Origin of the sequence: Microbacterium sp. cf332 (assembly GCF_900102175.1) — a bacterium.
Taxonomy (GTDB): domain Bacteria; phylum Actinomycetota; class Actinomycetes; order Actinomycetales; family Microbacteriaceae; genus Microbacterium.
Map to the genome: position 1 here is coordinate 24,599 of NZ_FNKN01000001.1, position 19,500 is coordinate 44,098.

Genomic DNA, 19,500 nt, shown 5'->3' on the forward strand with positions numbered 1-19,500 from the left:
TCAGAGGCCCCCGCCGACGACGAGCAGCGTGGTCACGGCACCCAGTCCGGCCAGCAGGAGGGCGCCACCGGCGAAGAGGGCGACCCGGGCGACGGTGCCCAGCCGACGCTCCGGCTCGGAGCCCGCCAGGATCGTGCCCTCGTCGGGCCGCCTGTCGACGGCACGCGGGGTGCGTGCCGCACGCCGCGACTCGTACGCGACCGCGGGTCGGACGGGGCCGCGCAGCCGGTCGTCGGCGAAGTCCACGCTCGCGCCCGCCGCCGCCCATTCGTCCACCGCGACCTCGATCGGGGTGTGGGGGAGCTGCAGCTCGTGCTGCACGAGCTGCAGCTCGTGCGCCAGCTCGACCGCCGTCGCGTGCCGCCCCGAGGGGTCGCGGCTCATCGCGCGGGCGAGCACCTGCTCGAGTCGATCCGGCACGTCCGCGCGGCCGACGGGTGTGTAGTCGGCTCTGCGGATGCGCGACTTCAGCTGCTCGCGGGTGTTCTGGCCGCGTCCCGCCCGCTCGAAGGGGCTGCGGCCGGCGAGCAGCGAGTAGAGCGTCGCCCCGAGCGCCCACACCTCGGCCGCGACGGAACCGGAGATCCGCTCGTCGACGATCTCGGGCGCGCTCCAGGGCACCGACATGGCGAACACCTCGTCGCCGTCGGCGCGCCCCGTGATCGCCGCGGCGATGCCGAAGTCCGACAGCACGGGGGTTCCGAAGGTCGTGATCAGGATGTTCGATGGCTTGATGTCGCGATGCAGCAGGCCCGAGCGGTGGGCCGTCTCGAGCGCCGACGCGATCTTCACCCCGAGCTGCAGCACCTCGGCGACCGGGATGACTTCGCGGCGGTAGCGATTCGTCAGCGACGTGGGGCAGTACTCCATCACGATGTACGGCCGGCCGTCCGACGAGATGGAGGCCTCGTAGATCGTGAGGATCGAGGGGTGCGAGCTCAACCGCGCCATGACATCGGCCTCGGCGTTGAACATGCGCAGCAGACTGTCGTCGACGATGTCCTCGAGCAGCACCTTCACCGCCACGGGGCGTCGGGGCAGGTTCTGCTCGAACAGGAAGACATCGGCGAAGCCGCCGGTGCCCAGGGGGCGGACATAGGTGAAGCCGGCGAGGCCGGGCGGCGCGGAGGGGAGTCTCGACGCCACAGTCATGCACCCCCTGTCGACGGGGGCACGATCAGCGGGTCCCCCGGAGTCCGTATCCAGTGAGATTTTTCTAACACACAGACCCGGGGCCGAGAAATCGCTCGCGCGCCGTCACCGCGTCGTCACCACGCCGTCACGAGCGGGACTCGAAGGTCGCTGTGACGCCGTCGCCGAGGTCGAGCACCGTACCCGGGGCGACGCTCGTCACGGCACCGCCGCGGAGCAGCACCGCCTCGCCGGCGGGATCGCGGATGATCGTGCCGTTCGTCGAGTCGAGGTCACGGACTTCGAGCACGTCGCCGTCGAGGCGGACCTGGACGTGCGTGCCGGACACCTCCTTGCGCGGCGAGCTGACGCTCACGACGCGGACGCCGGGATGCCGGTCGGCCCGCGGAGACCGGCCGAGCACGATCGGGCGGTCGAGGGCCAGCTCTTCGCCGGGGTCGAGCCGGAGCACGTACCGGCGCTCGGCGGGAGCGTCCGTGACCCCGCCGCCGCTGCGCCGAGCGCCGAGCATCGTTCGGTCGTCGACGTCGGGCGTGCCAGCCTCCGCCTCGAGCGGAGCGGAGCTCTGGCGCGATCGCCGGCGCGGGCCGACCACCTCGGCGAGCGCCGCGCGGTCGATCGAGATGGTCTCCAGGGCAGCGCGCTCGGCCGGCGACTCGGTGACGGGGTCCGGCGACGCGTGCGACACGTCTCCTGCGCCGGTGTGCGCGGACCGCCGCCGGCTCCGCTCCCTCTCGCCGGTGAGCCCCCAGCGGAGGGCATCCGCTCGGACGATGCCACGTCCGAGCGGAAGCACCGACGAGTCCGGAACCGTGGTCAGCGCCAGCGAGATGCCGCCGACGTGCTGAGCGGAGCCCTCGACCCAGGTGCCCGCGCCTCTCCCGGCGTAGGTGCTGCGCTGCGGACCGTGCAGGTCGATCGTCGCCGAGCCGCGCACCGCGACCGAGACGGAGCTCGAGGCGGCGTCGACGAGTTCGACGAGCGCGAAGTCGGGGAGCGAGCCGATGCCGGCCGCTGCGATCACCGACAGAACGTCGTCGAAGGCGGCATCCGGGGCCGTCATGGCCTCCCAGGCCGCGGTCGCGAGCGCGTCGCCCGCCGTCTCCCCGATCAGCAGGGCGAACCGGTCCGTCACCATCGCGAACCCGCCTCCGGGGCCGTCGGTCGTGGGATAGCGGAACACGCGCCTAGCCTACGGCGCCGTGCCGGCGACGCATCAGACCCAACCGGGCAGCCAGTTGTGCAGGCGGTAGTACTCGTAGGGCACGGAGATCGCCGACCACAGGGGGAACCAGAAGACGGCGAGGACGACGACGAGCGCCAGGAAGCCGATCACGGCGCCCTCCACAGTGCGGACACGCGAGCCCGCCTCTCGGGCGGAGCGCACGGCGGAACGGATGACGAACACGAGGGCGAGCAGCAGGAAGGGCTGGATCAGCACCGTGTAGAACTGGAAGATCGTGCGCTCGGGGAACAGCAGCCACGGGGTGTACGTGGCCACGATGCCGGTGAGGACGATCGCGTAGGCGCCGTCGCGCGTACGCACGAACAGGTAGACGAGGTACAGCGCAGCGGCGACGCCGGCCCACCACACCACCGGGTTCGGCATGCTGTACAAGATCTCCCAGCACCCGTTCGGGTCGGTGCACGAGCCCGTGCCGGCCGGCGTGCTGCCGGCGTACATCGACGTCGGCCGCAGCAGCAGCGGCCACTGCGCTGCGGGGCTCGCGTAGGCGTGAGGCGTCGACATCGCGGCCGTCGAGCCGTACATCGACTCGTGGTACCGCCACAGGCTCTGCAGCGAGAGCGGCACCCACGACCAGATGCCCGTCGCCGGGGCGGCATCTGCGGCATGACGGTCGTACCCGCCATCCGTCGCGAACCAGCCGGCCCACGAGGCGAGGTAGACGCCGAGCGCCACGGGAACCAGCAGCAGGAACGACACCACGCCCTGGCGGGCTGCCGCATCGGCGGGCCAGAAGAGGATGCCGGCACGACGGCGCGCGAGGGCGTCGCTGACGACGAGATAGATGCCGATCGTCGCGAGGACCCACACGCCCGACCACTTCACGGCCGTCGCGGCTCCGGCGGCCGCCCCCGCGGCGACGACCCAGGGGCGGTTCCACAGCACCGGCCCCCAGGCGGGAGCGCCCGCGTCGTCCCATCGGGCCGCGGTGCGCTCGGCGAGCACGATGCGGTGCCGTCGCCGGTCGAGGACGACGAACCAGAACGCGAGCAGGGTGAAGAGCGTGAGGAAGATGTCGAGGAGGGCGACCCTGCTCATCACGATTCCCAAGCCGTCGATCGCGAGCAGACCCGAGGCGAGCGAGGCGAACACGGTCGAACGGGTCAGGCTGCGGGCCACGAGGTAGAGCACTAGCACGCACGCCGTGCCCGCGATCGCCGTGCCGAGTCGCCAGGCGAACGTCGAGTCCGCGCCGAAGAGCGCCATCGGCAGGGCGATGAGGTACTTCCCCAACGGGGGATGCACGACGAAGCTGCCGGTCGTGGTGAAGATGTCGGTCTCGCCCGCCAGGAACCGCTCGTCGGCTCCATCGGGCCAGGTCGCCGCGTAGCCGAGCACCCACTGGCTCCACGCGTCCTTGACGTAATACGTCTCGTCGAACACGACGGCGTGCGGGTGCGCGAGGTTCCACATCCGCAGGACGGCCGCCAGCAGCGTGATCACCAGCGGTGCGATCCATGCCGCGCGCCGGGCGAGCGCGGGGTCGGCGGTCGCACGCGCATGCCATCGGTCGAGCAGCGTCGTCGCGCGCGCTGCAGGCGCCGGCACCTCAGCGGTCGTCGTCACGCCGCCAGCCTATGCTGGGGCGGTGATCATCCTCGCCGCGACGCCCATCGGGAACCTCGGCGACGCCACCGCGAGGCTCGTCACCGCCCTCGAGCAGGCGACCACGATCGCCGCCGAGGACACGCGCACCACGCAGCGATTACTGCAGGCGCTCGGGGTCGACAATCGTCCGCGCCTGATCGCGCTGCACGACCACAACGAGAAGCAGCGCGCGGATGAGCTCGTGGAGCGCGCCCGTACCGAGGATGTCCTCGTGCTCAGCGACGCCGGCATGCCCACGGTGAGCGACCCCGGGTTCGGCCTCGTCGCGGCCGCCGCCGCCGCTGGTGTGACCGTGACCGTGCTGCCCGGGCCGAGCGCCGTCCTCGCCGCGCTCGCCGTCTCGGGCCTGCCCACCGATCGATTCGCCTTCGAGGGCTTCCCGCCGCGCAAGCCGGGGGAGCGCCGCCGGCTCTTCGCACAGCTCGCTGCCGAGCAGCGCACGCTCGTCTTCTTCGAGGCGCCCTCGCGTATCGCCGAGGTTCTGGCGGCGATGGCCGACACCTTCGGCCCCGACCGCCGCGCCGCCGTCTGCCGCGAGCTGACGAAGCTGCACGAGGAGGTCGCGCGCGGCACGCTCGCCGAGCTGGCGGCGTGGGCGGCGGAAGGCGTGCGCGGCGAGATCGTCGTCGTGATCGAGGGCGCTGACGCCCGTGGAACCGACCCCGACGATGCACTGGCGCAGGTGCAGCGCCTCGTCGCCGACGGCATCCGGTTGAAGGACGCCGCCGCCGAGGTCTCCGCCGCGACGGGGCTGTCGTCCCGCGACCTGTACCAGGCCGCGTTGGCTGCTCGACGTTAGCGGGCCGCCGCCGCGAGGACGCACCGCCGCCGCGAGGACGCACCGTTCCCGGTGCATTCTCGCGAGCAGGGTGCGTCCTCGCCGGGTCACGCGCGCTGGCTGCGCACGAGGCGGCGGACGGTGAGCACCGTCGCGCCGAGCGCGACCAGCAGACCGCCGAGCGCCAGCGCGGCGACGGGGGCCGCGCCGCCGGAGGAAGCGAGAGCGCCGGACCCCGAGGCCGACGGCGACCCGGGTGCCGCCGCCGGGTCGCCGCCCGCGGGCGGGACCGACGTGCCGGGCTCCGGTGCGGTCGGCGATTCGGTGCCGGGCGGGACGGCGACGAGGGCGTCGAGGGCCGCGACGAGCGCGGTCGCGGCCGCGTCGACGTCTCCCTGCGCCGTGGCGGGTTCGGCCAGCACGGCACGCGCAATGCCGAGCGCGGCATCGACCGCGGTGAGGGATGCCGGGGTGTACAGCGTCCGATCGAGGGCATCGGCTCGTTCCGCAGCGGCGGTCAGGGCCGTCGCGTCGGCAGCCGGCGCCGCGCGGACCAGGGCGACGTCGTCGAACGTCCCCCAGGCGCCGGCGGGGAGGTCGGCGGCGACGCCTACCGAGAGACGGTCGCCCGCAGCGGCGAACACGCTGTCGGTGACCGGCGTAGACCACGCGCGCCAGCCGTCGAGTCCGAAGTCGACCGAGGCGGTGCCGCGGGCGGAGTCGTCGTCTCCGTGGCCGAGGTTGGCGAGCGTCAACCGCACGTGTCCGTCCGTGCCTCCCGCGCCTCCCTGCAGGGCTGCCGTCGCCGTGTAGAACCCGGCCTCGGGCGCCGTCACCTCCTGCTCGAGGGAGAACGTGTACGGCTCGTCGGCGTAGAAGTGAGTGGCGTAGGCGCCGGATCGCGGGTCGTCTGCCGTCCGCACGGTCATCCCGTCGCCGCCGGCCTGCCACATCGACGTGTCGGCGTCCTCGAAGCCGCCGTTGCCGAGCAGATTGCGGCCGACCACCGTGACGGTCGCGGTCGTGGACAGTCCCGACGCCGTCGTCCCCGCGAAGGTGTAGACCCCGACGCCCTGGACGGCATCCGTACCCGGCGTCCAGACGACGTCGTGCTGCTCCGTCGTGCCGTCGCTGTACGAGACGGCGACGCTCGGGGCCAGGTCGACCGGCTGGCCCTCCTCGATCGTGAGCGACAGCCTCTCGACGTCGCTGACGGTGCGCGGTGCGACGGCGCCCGTGCGGATGTACGAGAACACGTCGAGCGAGGCGAGGGGCGAGCCGTCGTGGTCGAAGAGGGCCTGGTTGTCCCATGCCGAGCCGCCGAACCATTCGCCGGCGTCCTCGGCGTCGTACTCGCCCGCGTAGCTCGATGCCCAGCCCGAGCCGTCGCGCTCCCAGAGCGCCCGGTTGGCCTCGAGCCGGTCCGGCGGGCCCACGGGCAGCCACGCGGGCTCCCAGTAGAAGAGGCCCAGTGCGGCGTCGCCCACGTCGGCGACGGCCTGTGCGACGTCGCGGAACGCGGTCGCCTGGCCCTGCACGCTCACGGGGTAGCGCTCGGCATCCGCGGGGGTCTTGACGACGTTCGGGTGCCCGTCGCCGTCCTCGAGCGTGTAGGCCCACGACGTCTCGGCGACGAGCACCTTCTTGTCGTAGGTCGTGGCGATGTCGGACAGCACGGAGGTCAGGTTCTCGGGCGACCCGTGCCAGAAGGGGTAGTACGACGACGCGAAGACGTCGTAGTCGACGTCGCGGGCGTCGAGCTCGCGCGCGACGCCCGCGTAGAACCCGTCGCGCTCGGGGTTGGTGAAATGCAGCACGACGAGGGCCTCGGGCAGCACCTCGCGGATCGCGGCGGAGCCAGCATCGAAGATCTCGGCCATGTCGTCCCAGCCGCGCACGCCGGCGACGCCGCCGTTCGTCTCGTTGCCGACCTGCACCATCTCGACGTCGACACCGGCATCGCGGAATCGCAGGAGGGCGTCGCGGGTGAACTCGCCCGTCGCGACGGCCTTCTCGTCGACCGACATTCCCTCCCACGCCTTCGGTGCCTGCTGCTTGGCCGGATCGGCCCAGAAGTCGGAGTAGTGGAAGTCGACGAGCACCCCCAGGCCCGCCGCGGTCGCCCGCCGACCGATCTCAACCGCGCGGGTGACGTCGACGTCTCCGCCGCCGTATCCGTTGCCGGCGGCGTCGAACGGGTCGTTCCAGACACGGATGCGGATGTCGGTGACACCGGCGTCGCTCAGGATCGCGAACAGGTCGCCGGGGGTGCCGCTCGCGTCGCGGAAGACGACACCCGACTGCTCGAGCGACAGCACCGACGACACATCCACGCCGCCGATGAAGTCGTCGGGCAGGTTCTCGATGCGCGGGACGGTGATGGTGCTGTCGACGGGCGACGGTGTGTCGGCGGCCGCCGCTGCGGCACCCGGGAGGGCGAGCGCACCCAGGGCGAGCGTCGTCGCGGTGACGGCGGCCGCCAGGCGCGGGATCGTTCGGGACATGAGCCTCTCCTTCGAGGGTCGGTGATGCCTCCGCGGGCGAGCGAAGGTGTGCGGTCCCGGCGAGGACGTGCCGGGGACGGTGCCCTCTCGACGAGAGGGTGTGATGTCGGCGGGCGGACCGAGGGCCCGCTCGGCCGGGCGTTCAGCCCTTCACGGAGCCGGCGGTGAGTCCGCCGATGATGTACCGCTGGAGGCCGAGGAACAGTGCGAGCACGGGGAGCGATGCGAGCACAGCCCCCGCGGCGAACAGCCCCCAGTTGCTCGCGAGCTGGTTCGACACCCACTGGAACATCCCGACCGCGAGGGTCCAGTTGTCCTGCGAGACCAGCACGATCTTCGAGATGATGTAGTCGCCGAACGAGGCGATGAACGCCAGCAGGGCCACGACGGCGAGGATCGGCGTCACGAGGGGCATGATGATGCGCCAGAACACCTGGGCGTGGGTCGCGCCGTCGATCTTGGCCGACTCGTCGAGCTCCATCGGGATCGTGTTGAAGAACCCGTACATGAGGAACGTGTTCACCCCGAGCGCACCGCCGAGGTAGACGCAGATCAGTGCGATCTTCGAGTTCAGCCCGAGCACCGGGAAGACCTCGCCGAGTGCCAGGAGCATGAGGAAGATCGCCACGAACGCGAGCGCCTGCGGGAACATCTGGATGATGAGCAGTGCGGTCAAGCCGGGGCGGCGGCCGCGGAAGCGGAACCGCGAGAAGGCATAGGCGGCCGCAGCGCCCATCAGTACGGCGCCGACGGCGGACGCGCCGCTGACGATGAGCGTGTTGCCGTACCAGGTCCAGTACGACGTGCCGCCGAGCGAAGCGAAGTTCGCGAGGTCGAAGACCCCGAACAGCTGGTTGCTGGCCGCGAGGCTGCCGCGCGGATTGAGCGCGGCCGAAACGACGTGGAGCAGCGGGAACATCGCGTAGAAGAGGATGACGAGCGCGACGAGGTACTTCCAGCCGACCTCGAGCAGCCACCGGCGACGGCGAGCGCCGACGCGGCTGGGCGGGGTGGCGACGGTGGTGGTTGCAGACATCACTGGTACTCCTCCAGCTTGCGGGTCTGGCGGAACGCCAGTGCGGAGATCGCGCCGACCACGATGAAGACGAGGATCGACAGGGCGCTCGCGAGACCGTAGTCGGCGGCACCTCCCGAGACTCCCGAGATGTCCCAGATCGCGGAGATCAGGATGTCGGTGGCCCCGAGCGCGTAGGGCGCGCCGGGGATCGCCGGCCCGCCGCTGTTGAACATGTAGATGACGGTGAAGTTGTTGAAGCTGAACGCGAACGACGAGATGAGCAGCGGTGCGGTCGCGACGAGGACGAGGGGCAGGACGATCGCGCGGAACTGGCGGAAGCGCCCCGCGCCGTCGATCGACGCGGCCTCGAGGGTGTCGGATGGCAGCGCCTGCAGCGCCCCCGTGCACACCAGGAAGTAGTACGGGTAGGTGAGCCAGACGTTGACGAACAGCACCGCGACGCGCGCGAGCCAGGGATCGCCGAGCCAGTCGATGTTCGCGCCGCCGAAGAAGAATTCGTTGATCACGCCGAACTCGGCATTGAACATGCCCCTGAACAGCAGCGCCGACATGAACGCGGGGAAGGCGTACGGGAGGATGAACAGCGTCCGCAGGACCTTGCGGCCCTTGACTCGCGGGTCGTTGAAGATCAAGGCGACGACGAGTCCCATCGCGAACGGGATCAGCACCGACAATGCCGCCCAGACGAAGGTCCACAGGGTGACGAGCGCGAGCGGCTCGAGCAGGCCCGGGTCGGTGACGAGGCGCAGGAAGTTGTCGAACCCGACGTTGACGACCCACCCCGTGGGGAGCGCCGCCCCGTCGGCCGCGACGAATCGTCCGTCGTCGGTCGCGGTGTAGACGGCCCCGGATGCCGTGTCGGTGATGGTCTGCGCGTCGGCATCCCAGGTCAGCGTCGACAGGTAGACGGCTCCGGTCGAGCCGTCGCGCGTGCGGATCGAGCCCTCGTTCGGGTCGTCCGACACCGGCACGCGCAGTTCGACGACCTGCTGCTGCAACGCGGTGTCGCCGAGGAAGGTGCCGCGCGGCACGACGTTCCATCCCGGCACCTCGGTCGGTGCGCCCGACGCGGCGGCGTCGCCGACGACCTCGAGCGGCTGCTCGGCCGAGCCGGCCTTGATCTCGCCGTCGTCGACGATCGCGAAGCCGTACTCACCGCCGCGCTCGACGACCGAGAGCGGGTAGGAGGGCGACGTGTCGATGCGGCGCTCGCCTTGCGCGAGGGCGGCAGCGACAGCCTGGTCCTGCGAGCCGACGTGTCCGGCGCCGTAGTTCGTGAAGGCGATGTACGCCGTGTAGCCGAAGATGAAGACCTGGAAGACGAGCAGGAACGCCAGCCCGGGCAGCAGGTACTTCAGGGGTAGGGCGCGCTTGGTGAAGTAGACGACGTCGGCGGCGATCAGCAGGACGGCCGCGGCAGTCGCGATGACCCACGACTCGGCCTGGACCGCGGCGAAGATGCCCATCAGTCCGAATGCGTTGACGATGGCCATCAGAACGAGCTTCACGACGAAGCCCCAGCCGAGGCCCGACCAGCGACGGCCGTGGGGTTCGGCCTGCCGCGATCGCGCGGGGGTGCGGGGCGGCGGTGCGCTCTCGCTCACGGTTCCCTGGGGGACCGACATGTGCATCTCCTTCACGAGAGGGGTCCGGGGGCGGAGCATGTCACTCCGCCCCCGGAGGGGGTCAGCCGATCGCGGCCTGGACGTCGGTCACCATGGTGTTCCAGGTGCCGACGGGCTCGCCGCCCTTGATGATCTGCACCTGTGCGGCGTTCCAGAGGTCCCACACCGATCCCATCTCGGGGATCGACGGCTGGGGCACGCCGTTGGCCGCGGAGGCCAGGAAGCCCGCGACGACCGGGTCCGACGACACCTCGGCCGCGACCGTCTTCCACGCGGGCAGACGGGGGTCGGCCTCGTAGAGGGCGCGCTGTGCGTCGTCGGTCGCGAGGTAGGTGGTGAGGAACTCCTGCGCGAGCAGCTTGTTCGCGCTCTCCGAGCTGATGTAGAAGCCCTGCACGCCGACGAACGGCGCGGCGGTCTCGCCACCGGCGGACGGGATCGGGTTGACCTTGACGTTCACGCCGTTGGCGGTGAGCGCCTCGATGGCCCACGGGCCCTGCACGGTGTAGGCGGCGGTGCCCGCGGCGAACAGCTCGTTGTTCGTGTCGTAGTCGATCGTCGTCGAGATATCGCCCGAGCCGGCCTCGCCGTGAGCGCCGAGCCAGGTCGCGAACGCCTCGCCGCCGGCGCCGCCCATGCCGACCTCCGTCGTGTACGAGCCCGACGCGTCCTGCACGAACACCGGAGCGCCGAAGGACGTCTGGAAGCCGTACATCGTGTACGCGTCGCCCTTCTGGCCCGCGGTGTTGACGACGATCGGACGCTCGGCGCCTGCGGCCTGAGCGCGCGCGATCATGTCGTCCCACGACGTCGGGGCGTCTTCGCCGACGAGGTCGGTGTTCTGGACGAGGGCGATGGTCTCGAGAGCGTAGGGGAAGCCGTAGAGCTGGCCGTCGTAGGTGAAGGCGTCGAGCGCGACCTGCTCGATCTGGTCGGCCTTGTCGCCGAGGTCGATCGTGTCGACGACACCGGCCGACACGAACGAGCCGAGGAAGTCGTGCGCACCGACGGTGATGTCGGGGCCCTCGCCTGTGGGCACCTGGTTGATGAAGTCGTTGCGGATGTCCTCGAAGTTCTTCTGGACCAGCTCGATCTTGGTGCCGGTCTCCTCCTCGAACGCCTCGGCGGCGGCCTCGATGGCCGGCGCGCGGTTCGCGTCGGTCCAGACGACGAGCGAGGCTCCCGAACCGCTGTCGGCGTCGCCGCCCTCGCTGGGGGTGCTGCTGCCGGAGCAACCGGCGAGCAGGACGGTGGTCGCCGCGATGGCGACGAATCCGGTCCCGATCTTGCGCATGGATCTTCCTTCCGAAATGGTCGGACGGAAGGGCCTCTCGCGAGGTCGCTCCGTCACGACCGGTGTGGATGCCGTCCCCGGATGGCGACGGCGTTTTCTCAGTGCTCGCCGAGAGACGTCGGCTGTCTCTCGATGTCGGGGGCGGTCACCGACCGCTCCCGGGTGCTGTGCGCGGTGCGCGGACGACGGCGACGTCGCCCGCGCACACCTCCAGCGTGCCCGCGACGGTCCGGCCTGTCACCAGGTCGACGCCGTCGAGGGCGAGTCGTGCGTCCGTCGTGGCGTGGTTGATCACGACGACGAAGTCATCGGTCTCGCCCGCCCGCCGGACGACCTCGAGGCCGGCCGGCGCGTCGAGCGGGACGAGGCCCGCGTCGGCATAGACCTCGGTGAGGATCGCAGCCAGTCCTGCGGCATCCGGGCGGGTGCTGATGTACCAGCCGGTGCCGCGGCCGTGTCGCTTGCGGGTCACCGCGGGCATCCCGGCCCCGGGGCCGTCGACGTAGGTCGCGCGAGCTTCGGCGTCGGTGAGGACGAGGTGCTCGTGCCAGACATCGGCGCGGAGCTCATCGCCGCCGAACGAGATCGAGGTCGTGTCGCCGGCGCGCAGCGGCAGGTGCTCCTCGATGCGCACGCCGAGCGCCGGCTCGAGTGGAGCGCCGAAGCCGCCGGGGTGCACCGCGTCGTTCTCGTCGACGACGGCGGAGAAGAACGACACGACGAGCGTGCCGCCGTTCTCGACGTAACGGTTGAGGTTGTCGGCGTCGGCCTGGCGCAGGAGGTACTGCGCGGGCGCGATCACGAGGCGATAGCCCGAGAGGTCGTGGCCCGGCAGGGCGAAGTCGACCGTGATGTTGTCGCGCCACAGCCGCTCGTAGAACGCCCGGATGCGCTCGTCGTGCGAGACGTCCTCGGACGGGCGCCATTCCAGATCCTGCGCCCAGAACGACTCGAAGTCCCAGAGGATCGCGACGTCGGCCTGCACGCGCGCGCCCCGCACCTCGCCCAGACGGTCGAGCTTCGCGCCCAGGTCGACGACCTCGCGGAAGACGCGGGAGTCCGCGCCGGCATGGGGGAGCATCGCGGAGTGGAACTTCTCGGCGCCCGAGCGGCCGGCCCGCCACTGGAAGAAGAGGATGCCGTCGGCGCCGCGGCCGAGGTGCGCGAGCGAGTTCCGCGCCATCTCGCCGGGCCGCTTGGCGACGTTGCGCGGCTGCCAGTTCACGGCCGAGGTGGAGTGCTCCATGAGGATCCAGGGCGCGCCGCCGCCCACCGAGCGTGACAGGTCGGCAGCGATCGAGAGGCCGATCTCGCCCTCGGTGTCGGCTGCCCACAGGTAGTGGTCGTCCGAGACGATGTCGACCTCGCGGGCCCAGGCCCACAGGTCGCAGCCGTGGTGCTGGTTGGCCATGAAGTTCGTCGTGACGGGCAGAGACGAGAACCGGCGGATGGCGTCTCGCTCGGCGACGAAGCAGGCGCGCAGCTGGGAATCGGTGAACCGTGCGAAGTCGAGCCGCTGAGCGGGGTTGACGACCGACGGGGCGGCGGCGGGGACACCGACGTGCTCCCACTGGCCGTAGTGCTGCCCCCAGAACGCGGTGCCCCAGGCGGCGTTGAGCGCCTCGAGCGATCCGTACTTCTCCTGCAGCCAGATGCGCCATGCGCGCTGGGAGTGGGCGGAATAGTCCTCGCCCACGGGCACGCCGTACTCGTTGTGGACGTGCCACATCACGACGCCCGGGTGATCGGCGTAACGCTCAGCGAGCGTGGCGGCGATGCGGACGGCGGCGTCGCGGTACGCGGGGGCGGAGTGCGAGGCCATGCCTCGCGAGCCGAAGCCCATGACCACACCGTCGCGGTTGACCGCACGCGCGTCGGGGTGCGCGGCGAAGAACCAGGCGGGCGGCGAGGCCGTGGGCGTCCCCAGGTCGACCGCGATGCCGTTCTCGTGGAGCAGGCCGATGATCTCGTCGAGCCACGCGAAGTCGAACACGCCCTCGCTCGTCTCGATGAGGGCCCACGAGAAGATGCCGACGCTGACGAGATTGACACCCGCCTCGCGCATGAGGCGGACGTCGTCGCGCCACACCTCCCGGGGCCACTGCTCCGGGTTGTAGTCGCCGCCGTAGGCGATCCCGTCGATGGCCGGCCAAACGCTCGCAGGCATGAAACGCGTCCTCGTGTCTCTCGGTGCACCCGGTCGTACTGTGACCGGTCACAGGGTGTGGCATCACTCTAAGCGAGCGCTCGATCCCGGACACGCGTCGTTATCGAACTGTGACCGGTCCCAACCCGGTCTGCCAGCCTCGGCGCGTCGGCGCCGCTCGTGTCGGGGGGACCACGGCCGCAGAGTAGGCTCGCCGTCGTGAACGGCTCCACCGGCGCGTCGCGCAGACCGACCATCCGCGACGTCGCGGCTGCCGCCGGCGTGTCGCACGGAACCGTCTCGCGGGTCATCAACGGTGGCCACTGGGTCTCTCCCGAGGCCCGCGACGCCGTGGATCGCGCGATCCGCGAGACCGGCTACACCGCGAACCACGCCGCCCGCAGCCTCGCGACCGGTCGCTCGAACTCGCTCGCGTTCCTCCTCACCGAGCCGCAGCACCTGCTCTTCGCCGACCCGACGTTCGCCCTGCTGCTGCGCGGCGCGACGGAGGCCCTCGCACAGCGTTCGATGACGCTCGTGCTGATGATCGCCGACACCGCCGCCGAGCGTGCCAACGTGGAGCGTTACGTGCGAGCGGGCCACGTCGACGGGGTGCTCCTGATCTCGTCGCACGAGTCGAACCCCCTGCTCTCTTCGCTCATCGCGGGCGGTGTGCCCACCGTCTGCACCGGCGTCCCGCTCGGCGACCGCGCGCATGTGCCGACGGTGTCGGTCGACGAGCAGGAGTCGGCTCGCACGATGACGCGCCATCTCCTCTCCCGCGGGCACCGGCGGATCGCCGTCATCACGGGTCCCGACGACACCCCCGGCGGACGGTACCGCCTGGCGGGGTTCCGCTCCGAGATGGGCGACCTGTTCGATCCTGCCCTCGTCGAGCAGGACGTCTACTCGAGCGACGCGGGTGCCGCCGCCATGACGCGGCTGCTCGAGCGGGCCCCCGACATCGACGCGGTCTTCGCCGCATCCGACGTCATGGCGGTCGGAGCGATCGCCGCGATCCGCCGCAGCGGACGTCGGGTGCCCGACGACATCGCCGTCGCCGGCTTCGACGACTCCGGCCTCGCGGCCACCCACGACCCGCCGCTCACCACGATGCGACAGCCGTGGAACGAGATCAGCTCGGCCATGGTCGACATGGTGCTGCAGGTCATCGCGGGCGGCGACCCCGAGCCCCTCGTGCTGCCCACGTCGCTCATCGTCCGCGACACGGCCTGAGCCCGCCCGGCCCGACACACGGCTCCGGCGGGTCGTGCGCTCGAACTAGAATCTCGGGGTGAGCAACGGCCGCAGCTTCTACATCACCACGCCGATCTACTATCCGAGCGACCTGCCCCACATCGGGCACGGGTACACGACGGTGGCGGTCGACACGCTCGCGCGCTGGCACCGTCAGGCGGGCGACGACACCTGGATGCTGACCGGCACCGACGAGCATGGACAGAAGATGCTCCGCGCTGCGGCGGCGAACAACGTGACCGCTCAGGAGTGGGTCGACAAGCTCGTCGAGGAGTCCTGGTTCCCCCTGCTCCGCACGCTCGACGTCGCGAACGACGACTTCATCCGCACGACCCAGGAGCGCCACGAGGAGCGCGTGAAGGTGTTCGTGCAGACGCTGTTCGACCGCGGATACATCTACGCCGGCGAGTACGCCGCGCTCTACTGCGTCGGCTGCGAGGAGTTCAAGCCCGAGGCCGAGATCGTCAACGGCACCGGCGCCTTCGAGGGGCTCAAGGTCTGCGCGATCCACTCGAAGCCCCTCGAGCTGCTGCAGGAGAAGAACTACTTCTTCAAGCTCAGCGAGTTCCAGGACCGTCTGCTCGAGCTGTACCGGACCGTTCCCGATTTCGTGCGCCCCGAGTCGGCGCGCAACGAGGTCGTCTCGTTCGTGAAGTCGGGGCTCAAGGATCTGTCGATCTCGCGTTCGGCGTTCGACTGGGGCATCACGGTGCCGTGGGATCCGGCTCACGTCATCTACGTGTGGGTCGACGCGCTGTTGAATTACGCGACCGCGATCGGCTACGGCACCGACCCCGAGGAGTTCGCTCGCCGGTGGCCGGCCTACCACGTCGTCGGCAAGGACATCCTGCGGTTCCACGCGGTGATCTGGCCGGCGATGCTGATGGCGGCGGGTCTCGAGGTGCCGCGTGGCGTCTTCGCGCACGGATGGCTCCTCGTGGGCGGCGAGAAGATGTCGAAGTCGAAGCTGACGGGCATCGCCCCGACCGAGATCACCGACGTGTTCGGGTCGGACGCCTACCGCTTCTACTTCCTCTCGGCGATCGCGTTCGGTCAGGACGGGTCGTTCTCGTGGGAGGACCTCTCGGCGCGGTACCAGGCCGAGCTCGCCAACGGGTTCGGCAACCTCGCCTCCCGCACGATCGCGATGATCGAGCGCTACTACGAGGGCGTGGTGCCCGCGCCCACCGAGTACGCCGAGGGCGATCTCGAGATCCAGCGGGTCGTCGCGTCGGCGGTCGATGCGGCCGACGCCGCGATGGAGCGCTTCCGCCCCGACGAGGCGATCGCCGCCATCTGGACCATCGTCGATGCGCTCAACGGGTACATCACGGAGAACGAGCCGTGGGCCCTCGCGAAGGACGACGCGCTGCGCGCGCGTCTCGACACCGTCCTGTACACCGCCGCCGAGGGACTGCGCGCCCTGGCCGTGCTGCTGTCGCCGGTGATGCCCGCGTCGACCGGCACGTTGTGGGCCGCGCTCGGCATCGACGCGCGCCTCGAGGAGCAGCCGCTGCGCGAGGCCGGGTCGTGGGGCGTCCTGCCGGCGGGCACGCGGGTGAGCAGCCTGGCCCCGCTCTTCCCGCGCGTCGAGCAGACGGCCTGATCCATGGTCGACTCGCCAGCGAATGCGGATCAGGCCGGCCTGACACCGCCACTTCGTGGCGAGTCGACGGATGACGTGTCGCAGTACGTACGCCAGCGCACGCAGGCGGCGCGCGATGTGCGCTGGCCCGACGCGCCGGAGCCGCTCGCGGTGCCGGTGTACGACAACCACACGCACCTCGAGATCGAGGACGGCGACGAGCCTCGCACGCTCGACGAGCAGCTCGAGCTCGCCGCATCGGTCGGCGTGATCGGCGTCGTCCAGGCCGGCGGCGACATCGAGTCGTCCCGCTGGTCGGCGTGGGCCGCGGCATCCCACCCCCGCGTCCTCGCCGCCGTCGCCGTTCACCCCAACGAGGCACCGCTGTACGCCGCGGCCGGGCGGCTCGACGAGGCGATCGGCGTCATCGATGAGCTCGCCGCGCAGCCCCGGGTGCGGGCGATCGGCGAGACCGGTCTCGACTTCTTCCGCACGGGCGAAGAAGGGCTGCCCGCGCAGTTCGCGAGCTTCGAGGCGCACATCGCGCTCGCCAAGAAGCACGGCATCGCGATGCAGATCCACGACCGCGACGCGCACGACGCCGTTCTCGAGACCCTCGAGCGCGTGGGCGCTCCGGAGCGGACGGTGTTCCACTGCTTCTCGGGCGATGCCGAGATGGCGCGCACGGCGGCCGACCGAGGATACTGGCTGAGCTTCGCGGGGAACGTCACCTTCAAGAACGCGCAGAACCTGCGCGACGCGCTCGCGGTGACGCCGATCGACCGCATCCTCGTCGAGACCGACGCGCCGTTCCTGACGCCTGCGCCGCACCGCGGGCGTCCGAACGCGCCCTACCTGATCCCCGTGACGCTGCGGTTCCTGGCTGCGGAGCTCGGCCTCGAGGTCGACGAGCTGTCGGCCCGGGTCGCGGCGAACACGCTCGAGGTCTACGGCGCGTTCTGACGACTCAGCGCGTCGACGAGCCGCGCACGATCTCCCAGGGGAGGTCGACGATGTCGGGAGCAGCCGCGTCTCGGATGCTGCTGAGCGCCTGGAACATCGCGGCCGGGGCGAGTTCGGGATGCACGCACACGTGCGTCACGCCGAGACGCGTGTTGACCGCGCAGTCGGTCGTGCAGAGGGTGACGAACTGCATGTCGCGGGGGATGACGAAGTCCATCTCCTCGAGCTGCAGGTAGATGGCCGGGCCCTCCTCGGCGAACGAGAAGATGGCGTCGGCCCCCGCGTCGCGCAGCTCCCCGACACGGCGGGGGAGCGACCCGTGCTCGGCGTCGACGTAGGCGACGAGCGGGTCGCGGCCGCGGACCGTGCTCCACGCGCGGTAGGCGGTCTCGCCGATCTCGTCGCGCGGCGCGCCCGCGTCGTCGACGAGGAAGCCGATGCGGCGCGCGCCGCCGGCCTCGAGCAGCGCGAGCGCGGCGCGGACGGCTTCGTCGTAGCCGGTGCGCACCGTGATCGACAGCTCGGTGTCGATGAGGAGGTCGTTCGTGGCGACCGGGATGCCGCGCGACAGGGCCTCGTGCAGCAGGAGGTCGTCGGCGGCGACCTCGGCGAAGTAGACGACGTCGATCTGCGCGCCGCGGAGCAGGTCGGGTCGGGCGGCCGGGAGCATGGTCACGGTGAAGCCCTGCTCGGCGGCCGCGCTCACGAGCGCCCCGATGTGGCGGCTGCGGTGCAACGCCCCGCGTTTCGAGAGGTCGAGCTCGGCGTCCTGCGGCACGACGAAGCCGACCGACATCGTACGGCCGCTGCGGAGCGCCGCAGCGTACTTGTTGGGCTGGTAGCCGAGCTCGGCGGCGATCGCCTTGATGCGCTCGCGGGTCTCGGGCCGCAGGCTGCCGCGGTCGTTGAGGGCCTGACTGATGGCGGCCGTGGAGACACCCGCGCGCAGCGCGATGTCCTTCAGGGTCACCTGTCGGGTCATGACCGGCCGGCTCCCGCCTCGATCGCTCCCGGTGCGCGCTCGGCGGGGGGCTCTGCGGCGACGCTCGGAGGCGCCGTCGGGAAGACGGTGCCGACGGCGTCGGTCCACGCCGCCCCCGAGCCGGAGGAGGCGAGGGTGTGGCCCTGCGCGATGAGGCGATGGAGGAGCACCCCGGAGAAGTGGCGGAGCGCCGCCTCGACCTGCGGCGATTCGCCGCGGAGGTGCGCGCGCTCGAGCTCGTCGTCGAGGATGCCGGTGATGTAGCCGCGCATCGCGACGACCGACGGTGCGACCTCGTGCACGCGTCGTGCGGCCGCATGACGGGCGGCGGCACCCGCCACGATCTCGCGCGCCTCGTCGAGCGTCGCGAACTCGTCGATGGGGGCGTGGATGCGGATGGTCTCGAGGTCGAGGAGCTCGATGTCGGGGACGTCGCGCAGCGCCGGGTCGACGTTGCGGGGCAGCCCCAGGTCGATGATCAGCTGCGTGCGGTCGGCACCGGCTCGGCGCGCGGCGTGCTCGGCGGCCGTGAGCGCGTACGTGTCGGTCGTGGTCGTGCACGTGACGACGACGTCGGCAGCCGCGGCCTCGTCGGCGTAGTGCGCGGCGTCGACGGCGACCAGGTGCTCGCGCTGCGCGAAGCGGCTGCGCCCGGAGCGCGAGTGCACGCGGACGTCGACGGCGCCCTTGTCGCGGAGCGCGGCGAGGGAGGCGGCGGCGTAGCGTCCCGTGCCGACGAGGAGGACCCGTGCCGTCGACCAGTCGGCGACGCGCGACGATGCGAGCTCGAGCGCGAGCCGCACGAGCGAGCGTCCCGACTCGCCGATGCGCGTGCTGTTCTTGACGGCACGCGAGGTCTCGGTGGCGCGCTGGAACAGATGCTCGAGCGGCGCGGTCGTGAGTCCGCCCCGGCGCGCGTCGTCGAGGGCGCGACGCACCTGACCGGCGATCTCGTCCTCGCCGACCGCGACGGAGTCGAGGCCGGATGCGACGGAGAAGAGGTGGTGCGCGACCTTGTTGCCGTGGGCGAAGTCGACGGTCTCGCGGACGGTGCGGTAGGGCAGCTCGCTGAGTTTCGCGATCTCCTCCATGGCGGCGTCCATCGCGGGGATGGTCGAGGGGAAGTCGGCGTCGTCCTGCAGGTCGAAGTAGGCCTCGAAGCGGTTGCACGTCGCGAGGACGACGGCGCCCTGGATGGCTTCATGGGCCTCTGTCAACCGGGTGCCGACTTCGTCTCCGATGACGGAGAGTCGCTCGAGTGAAGCGAGCGGCGTGGAGCGCTGATGCGCGGTGAGAGCGACGAGCACGTGCGGAAGAACCC

The 19,500-nt window shown here is 71.2% G+C and carries 14 protein-coding genes; 4 read left to right on the forward strand and 10 right to left on the reverse strand.

Annotated features, from left to right (window positions below):
• From BLT21_RS00075 to BLT21_RS00085, 3 genes are all read right to left on the reverse strand, one after another.
• Positions 1–1,146, reverse strand: coding sequence for a serine/threonine-protein kinase (locus BLT21_RS00075; protein WP_371113409.1), 1,146 nt, complete (start codon positions 1,144–1,146; stop codon positions 1–3).
• Between the two features lie 133 nt (positions 1,147–1,279).
• Complete coding sequence (locus BLT21_RS00080; protein WP_091497130.1) at positions 1,280–2,335, reverse strand: FHA domain-containing protein; 1,056 nt, start codon at positions 2,333–2,335, stop codon at positions 1,280–1,282.
• Positions 2,336–2,368: 33 nt separating this feature from the next.
• Positions 2,369–3,964 carry a dolichyl-phosphate-mannose--protein mannosyltransferase gene (locus BLT21_RS00085; RefSeq protein ID WP_091497133.1) on the reverse strand — a complete coding sequence of 532 codons (1,596 nt, stop codon included), beginning with the start codon at positions 3,962–3,964 and terminating at the stop codon, positions 2,369–2,371.
• A gap of 22 nt (positions 3,965–3,986) precedes the next feature.
• Between BLT21_RS00085 and rsmI the strand changes: the two genes are divergently transcribed.
• Positions 3,987–4,805 (forward strand): 16S rRNA (cytidine(1402)-2'-O)-methyltransferase, encoded by an 819-nt coding sequence (gene rsmI / locus BLT21_RS00090; RefSeq protein ID WP_091497137.1) that lies wholly within the window; start codon positions 3,987–3,989, stop codon positions 4,803–4,805.
• 86 nt (positions 4,806–4,891) lie between these two features.
• On the opposite strand, the gene BLT21_RS00095 is transcribed toward rsmI, so the two are convergent.
• From BLT21_RS00095 to BLT21_RS00115, 5 genes are all read right to left on the reverse strand, one after another.
• Positions 4,892–7,288, reverse strand: a complete 2,397-nt coding sequence (locus BLT21_RS00095) for a glycosyl hydrolase 53 family protein (RefSeq protein ID WP_091497141.1) — start codon at positions 7,286–7,288, stop codon at positions 4,892–4,894.
• A 142-nt stretch (positions 7,289–7,430) separates the two neighbouring features.
• Entirely contained in the window at positions 7,431–8,324 is an 894-nt protein-coding gene (locus BLT21_RS00100) for a sugar ABC transporter permease (RefSeq protein ID WP_091497145.1), read from the reverse strand.
• A complete protein-coding gene (locus tag BLT21_RS00105) occupies positions 8,324–9,952 on the reverse strand; it encodes an ABC transporter permease subunit (RefSeq protein ID WP_091497149.1) in 1,629 nt (542 codons plus the stop codon). Before BLT21_RS00105 ends, BLT21_RS00100 begins: the two co-directional genes overlap by 1 nt.
• Before the next feature lie 61 nt (positions 9,953–10,013).
• Complete coding sequence (locus BLT21_RS00110) at positions 10,014–11,246, reverse strand: sugar ABC transporter substrate-binding protein (protein ID WP_091497152.1); 1,233 nt, start codon at positions 11,244–11,246, stop codon at positions 10,014–10,016.
• Positions 11,247–11,391: 145 nt separating this feature from the next.
• Positions 11,392–13,413 (reverse strand): beta-galactosidase, encoded by a 2,022-nt coding sequence (locus BLT21_RS00115; RefSeq protein WP_091497157.1) that lies wholly within the window; start codon positions 13,411–13,413, stop codon positions 11,392–11,394.
• Positions 13,414–13,611: 198 nt separating this feature from the next.
• Here BLT21_RS00115 and BLT21_RS00120 point away from each other — a divergent pair, with 198 nt between their 5' ends.
• The 3 genes from BLT21_RS00120 to BLT21_RS00130 all read left to right on the forward strand — a co-directional run bounded on the left by BLT21_RS00120 (position 13,612) and on the right by BLT21_RS00130 (position 17,197).
• Positions 13,612–14,628: a LacI family DNA-binding transcriptional regulator gene (locus tag BLT21_RS00120; RefSeq protein ID WP_091497160.1), complete on the forward strand. Its 1,017-nt coding sequence runs from the start codon at positions 13,612–13,614 to the stop codon at positions 14,626–14,628.
• A 58-nt stretch (positions 14,629–14,686) separates the two neighbouring features.
• A complete protein-coding gene (metG, locus tag BLT21_RS00125; RefSeq protein WP_091497165.1) occupies positions 14,687–16,255 on the forward strand; it encodes a methionine--tRNA ligase in 1,569 nt (522 codons plus the stop codon).
• A gap of 75 nt (positions 16,256–16,330) precedes the next feature.
• The gene (locus tag BLT21_RS00130) at positions 16,331–17,197 is read left to right on the forward strand and encodes a TatD family hydrolase (RefSeq protein ID WP_371113410.1); all 867 of its coding nucleotides are present in this window, start codon (positions 16,331–16,333) and stop codon (positions 17,195–17,197) included.
• A gap of 4 nt (positions 17,198–17,201) precedes the next feature.
• Here BLT21_RS00130 and BLT21_RS00135 read toward each other — a convergent pair whose 3' ends face one another.
• Together BLT21_RS00135 and BLT21_RS00140 are read right to left on the reverse strand one after the other, a co-directional pair.
• Positions 17,202–18,179, reverse strand: coding sequence for a LacI family DNA-binding transcriptional regulator (locus BLT21_RS00135; RefSeq protein ID WP_091497173.1), 978 nt, complete (start codon positions 18,177–18,179; stop codon positions 17,202–17,204).
• Positions 18,176–19,486: a glutamyl-tRNA reductase gene (locus BLT21_RS00140; protein WP_091497176.1), complete on the reverse strand. Its 1,311-nt coding sequence runs from the start codon at positions 19,484–19,486 to the stop codon at positions 18,176–18,178. The genes BLT21_RS00135 and BLT21_RS00140 overlap by 4 nt, the downstream gene beginning before the upstream one ends.
• Positions 19,487–19,500 lie beyond the last annotated feature (14 nt).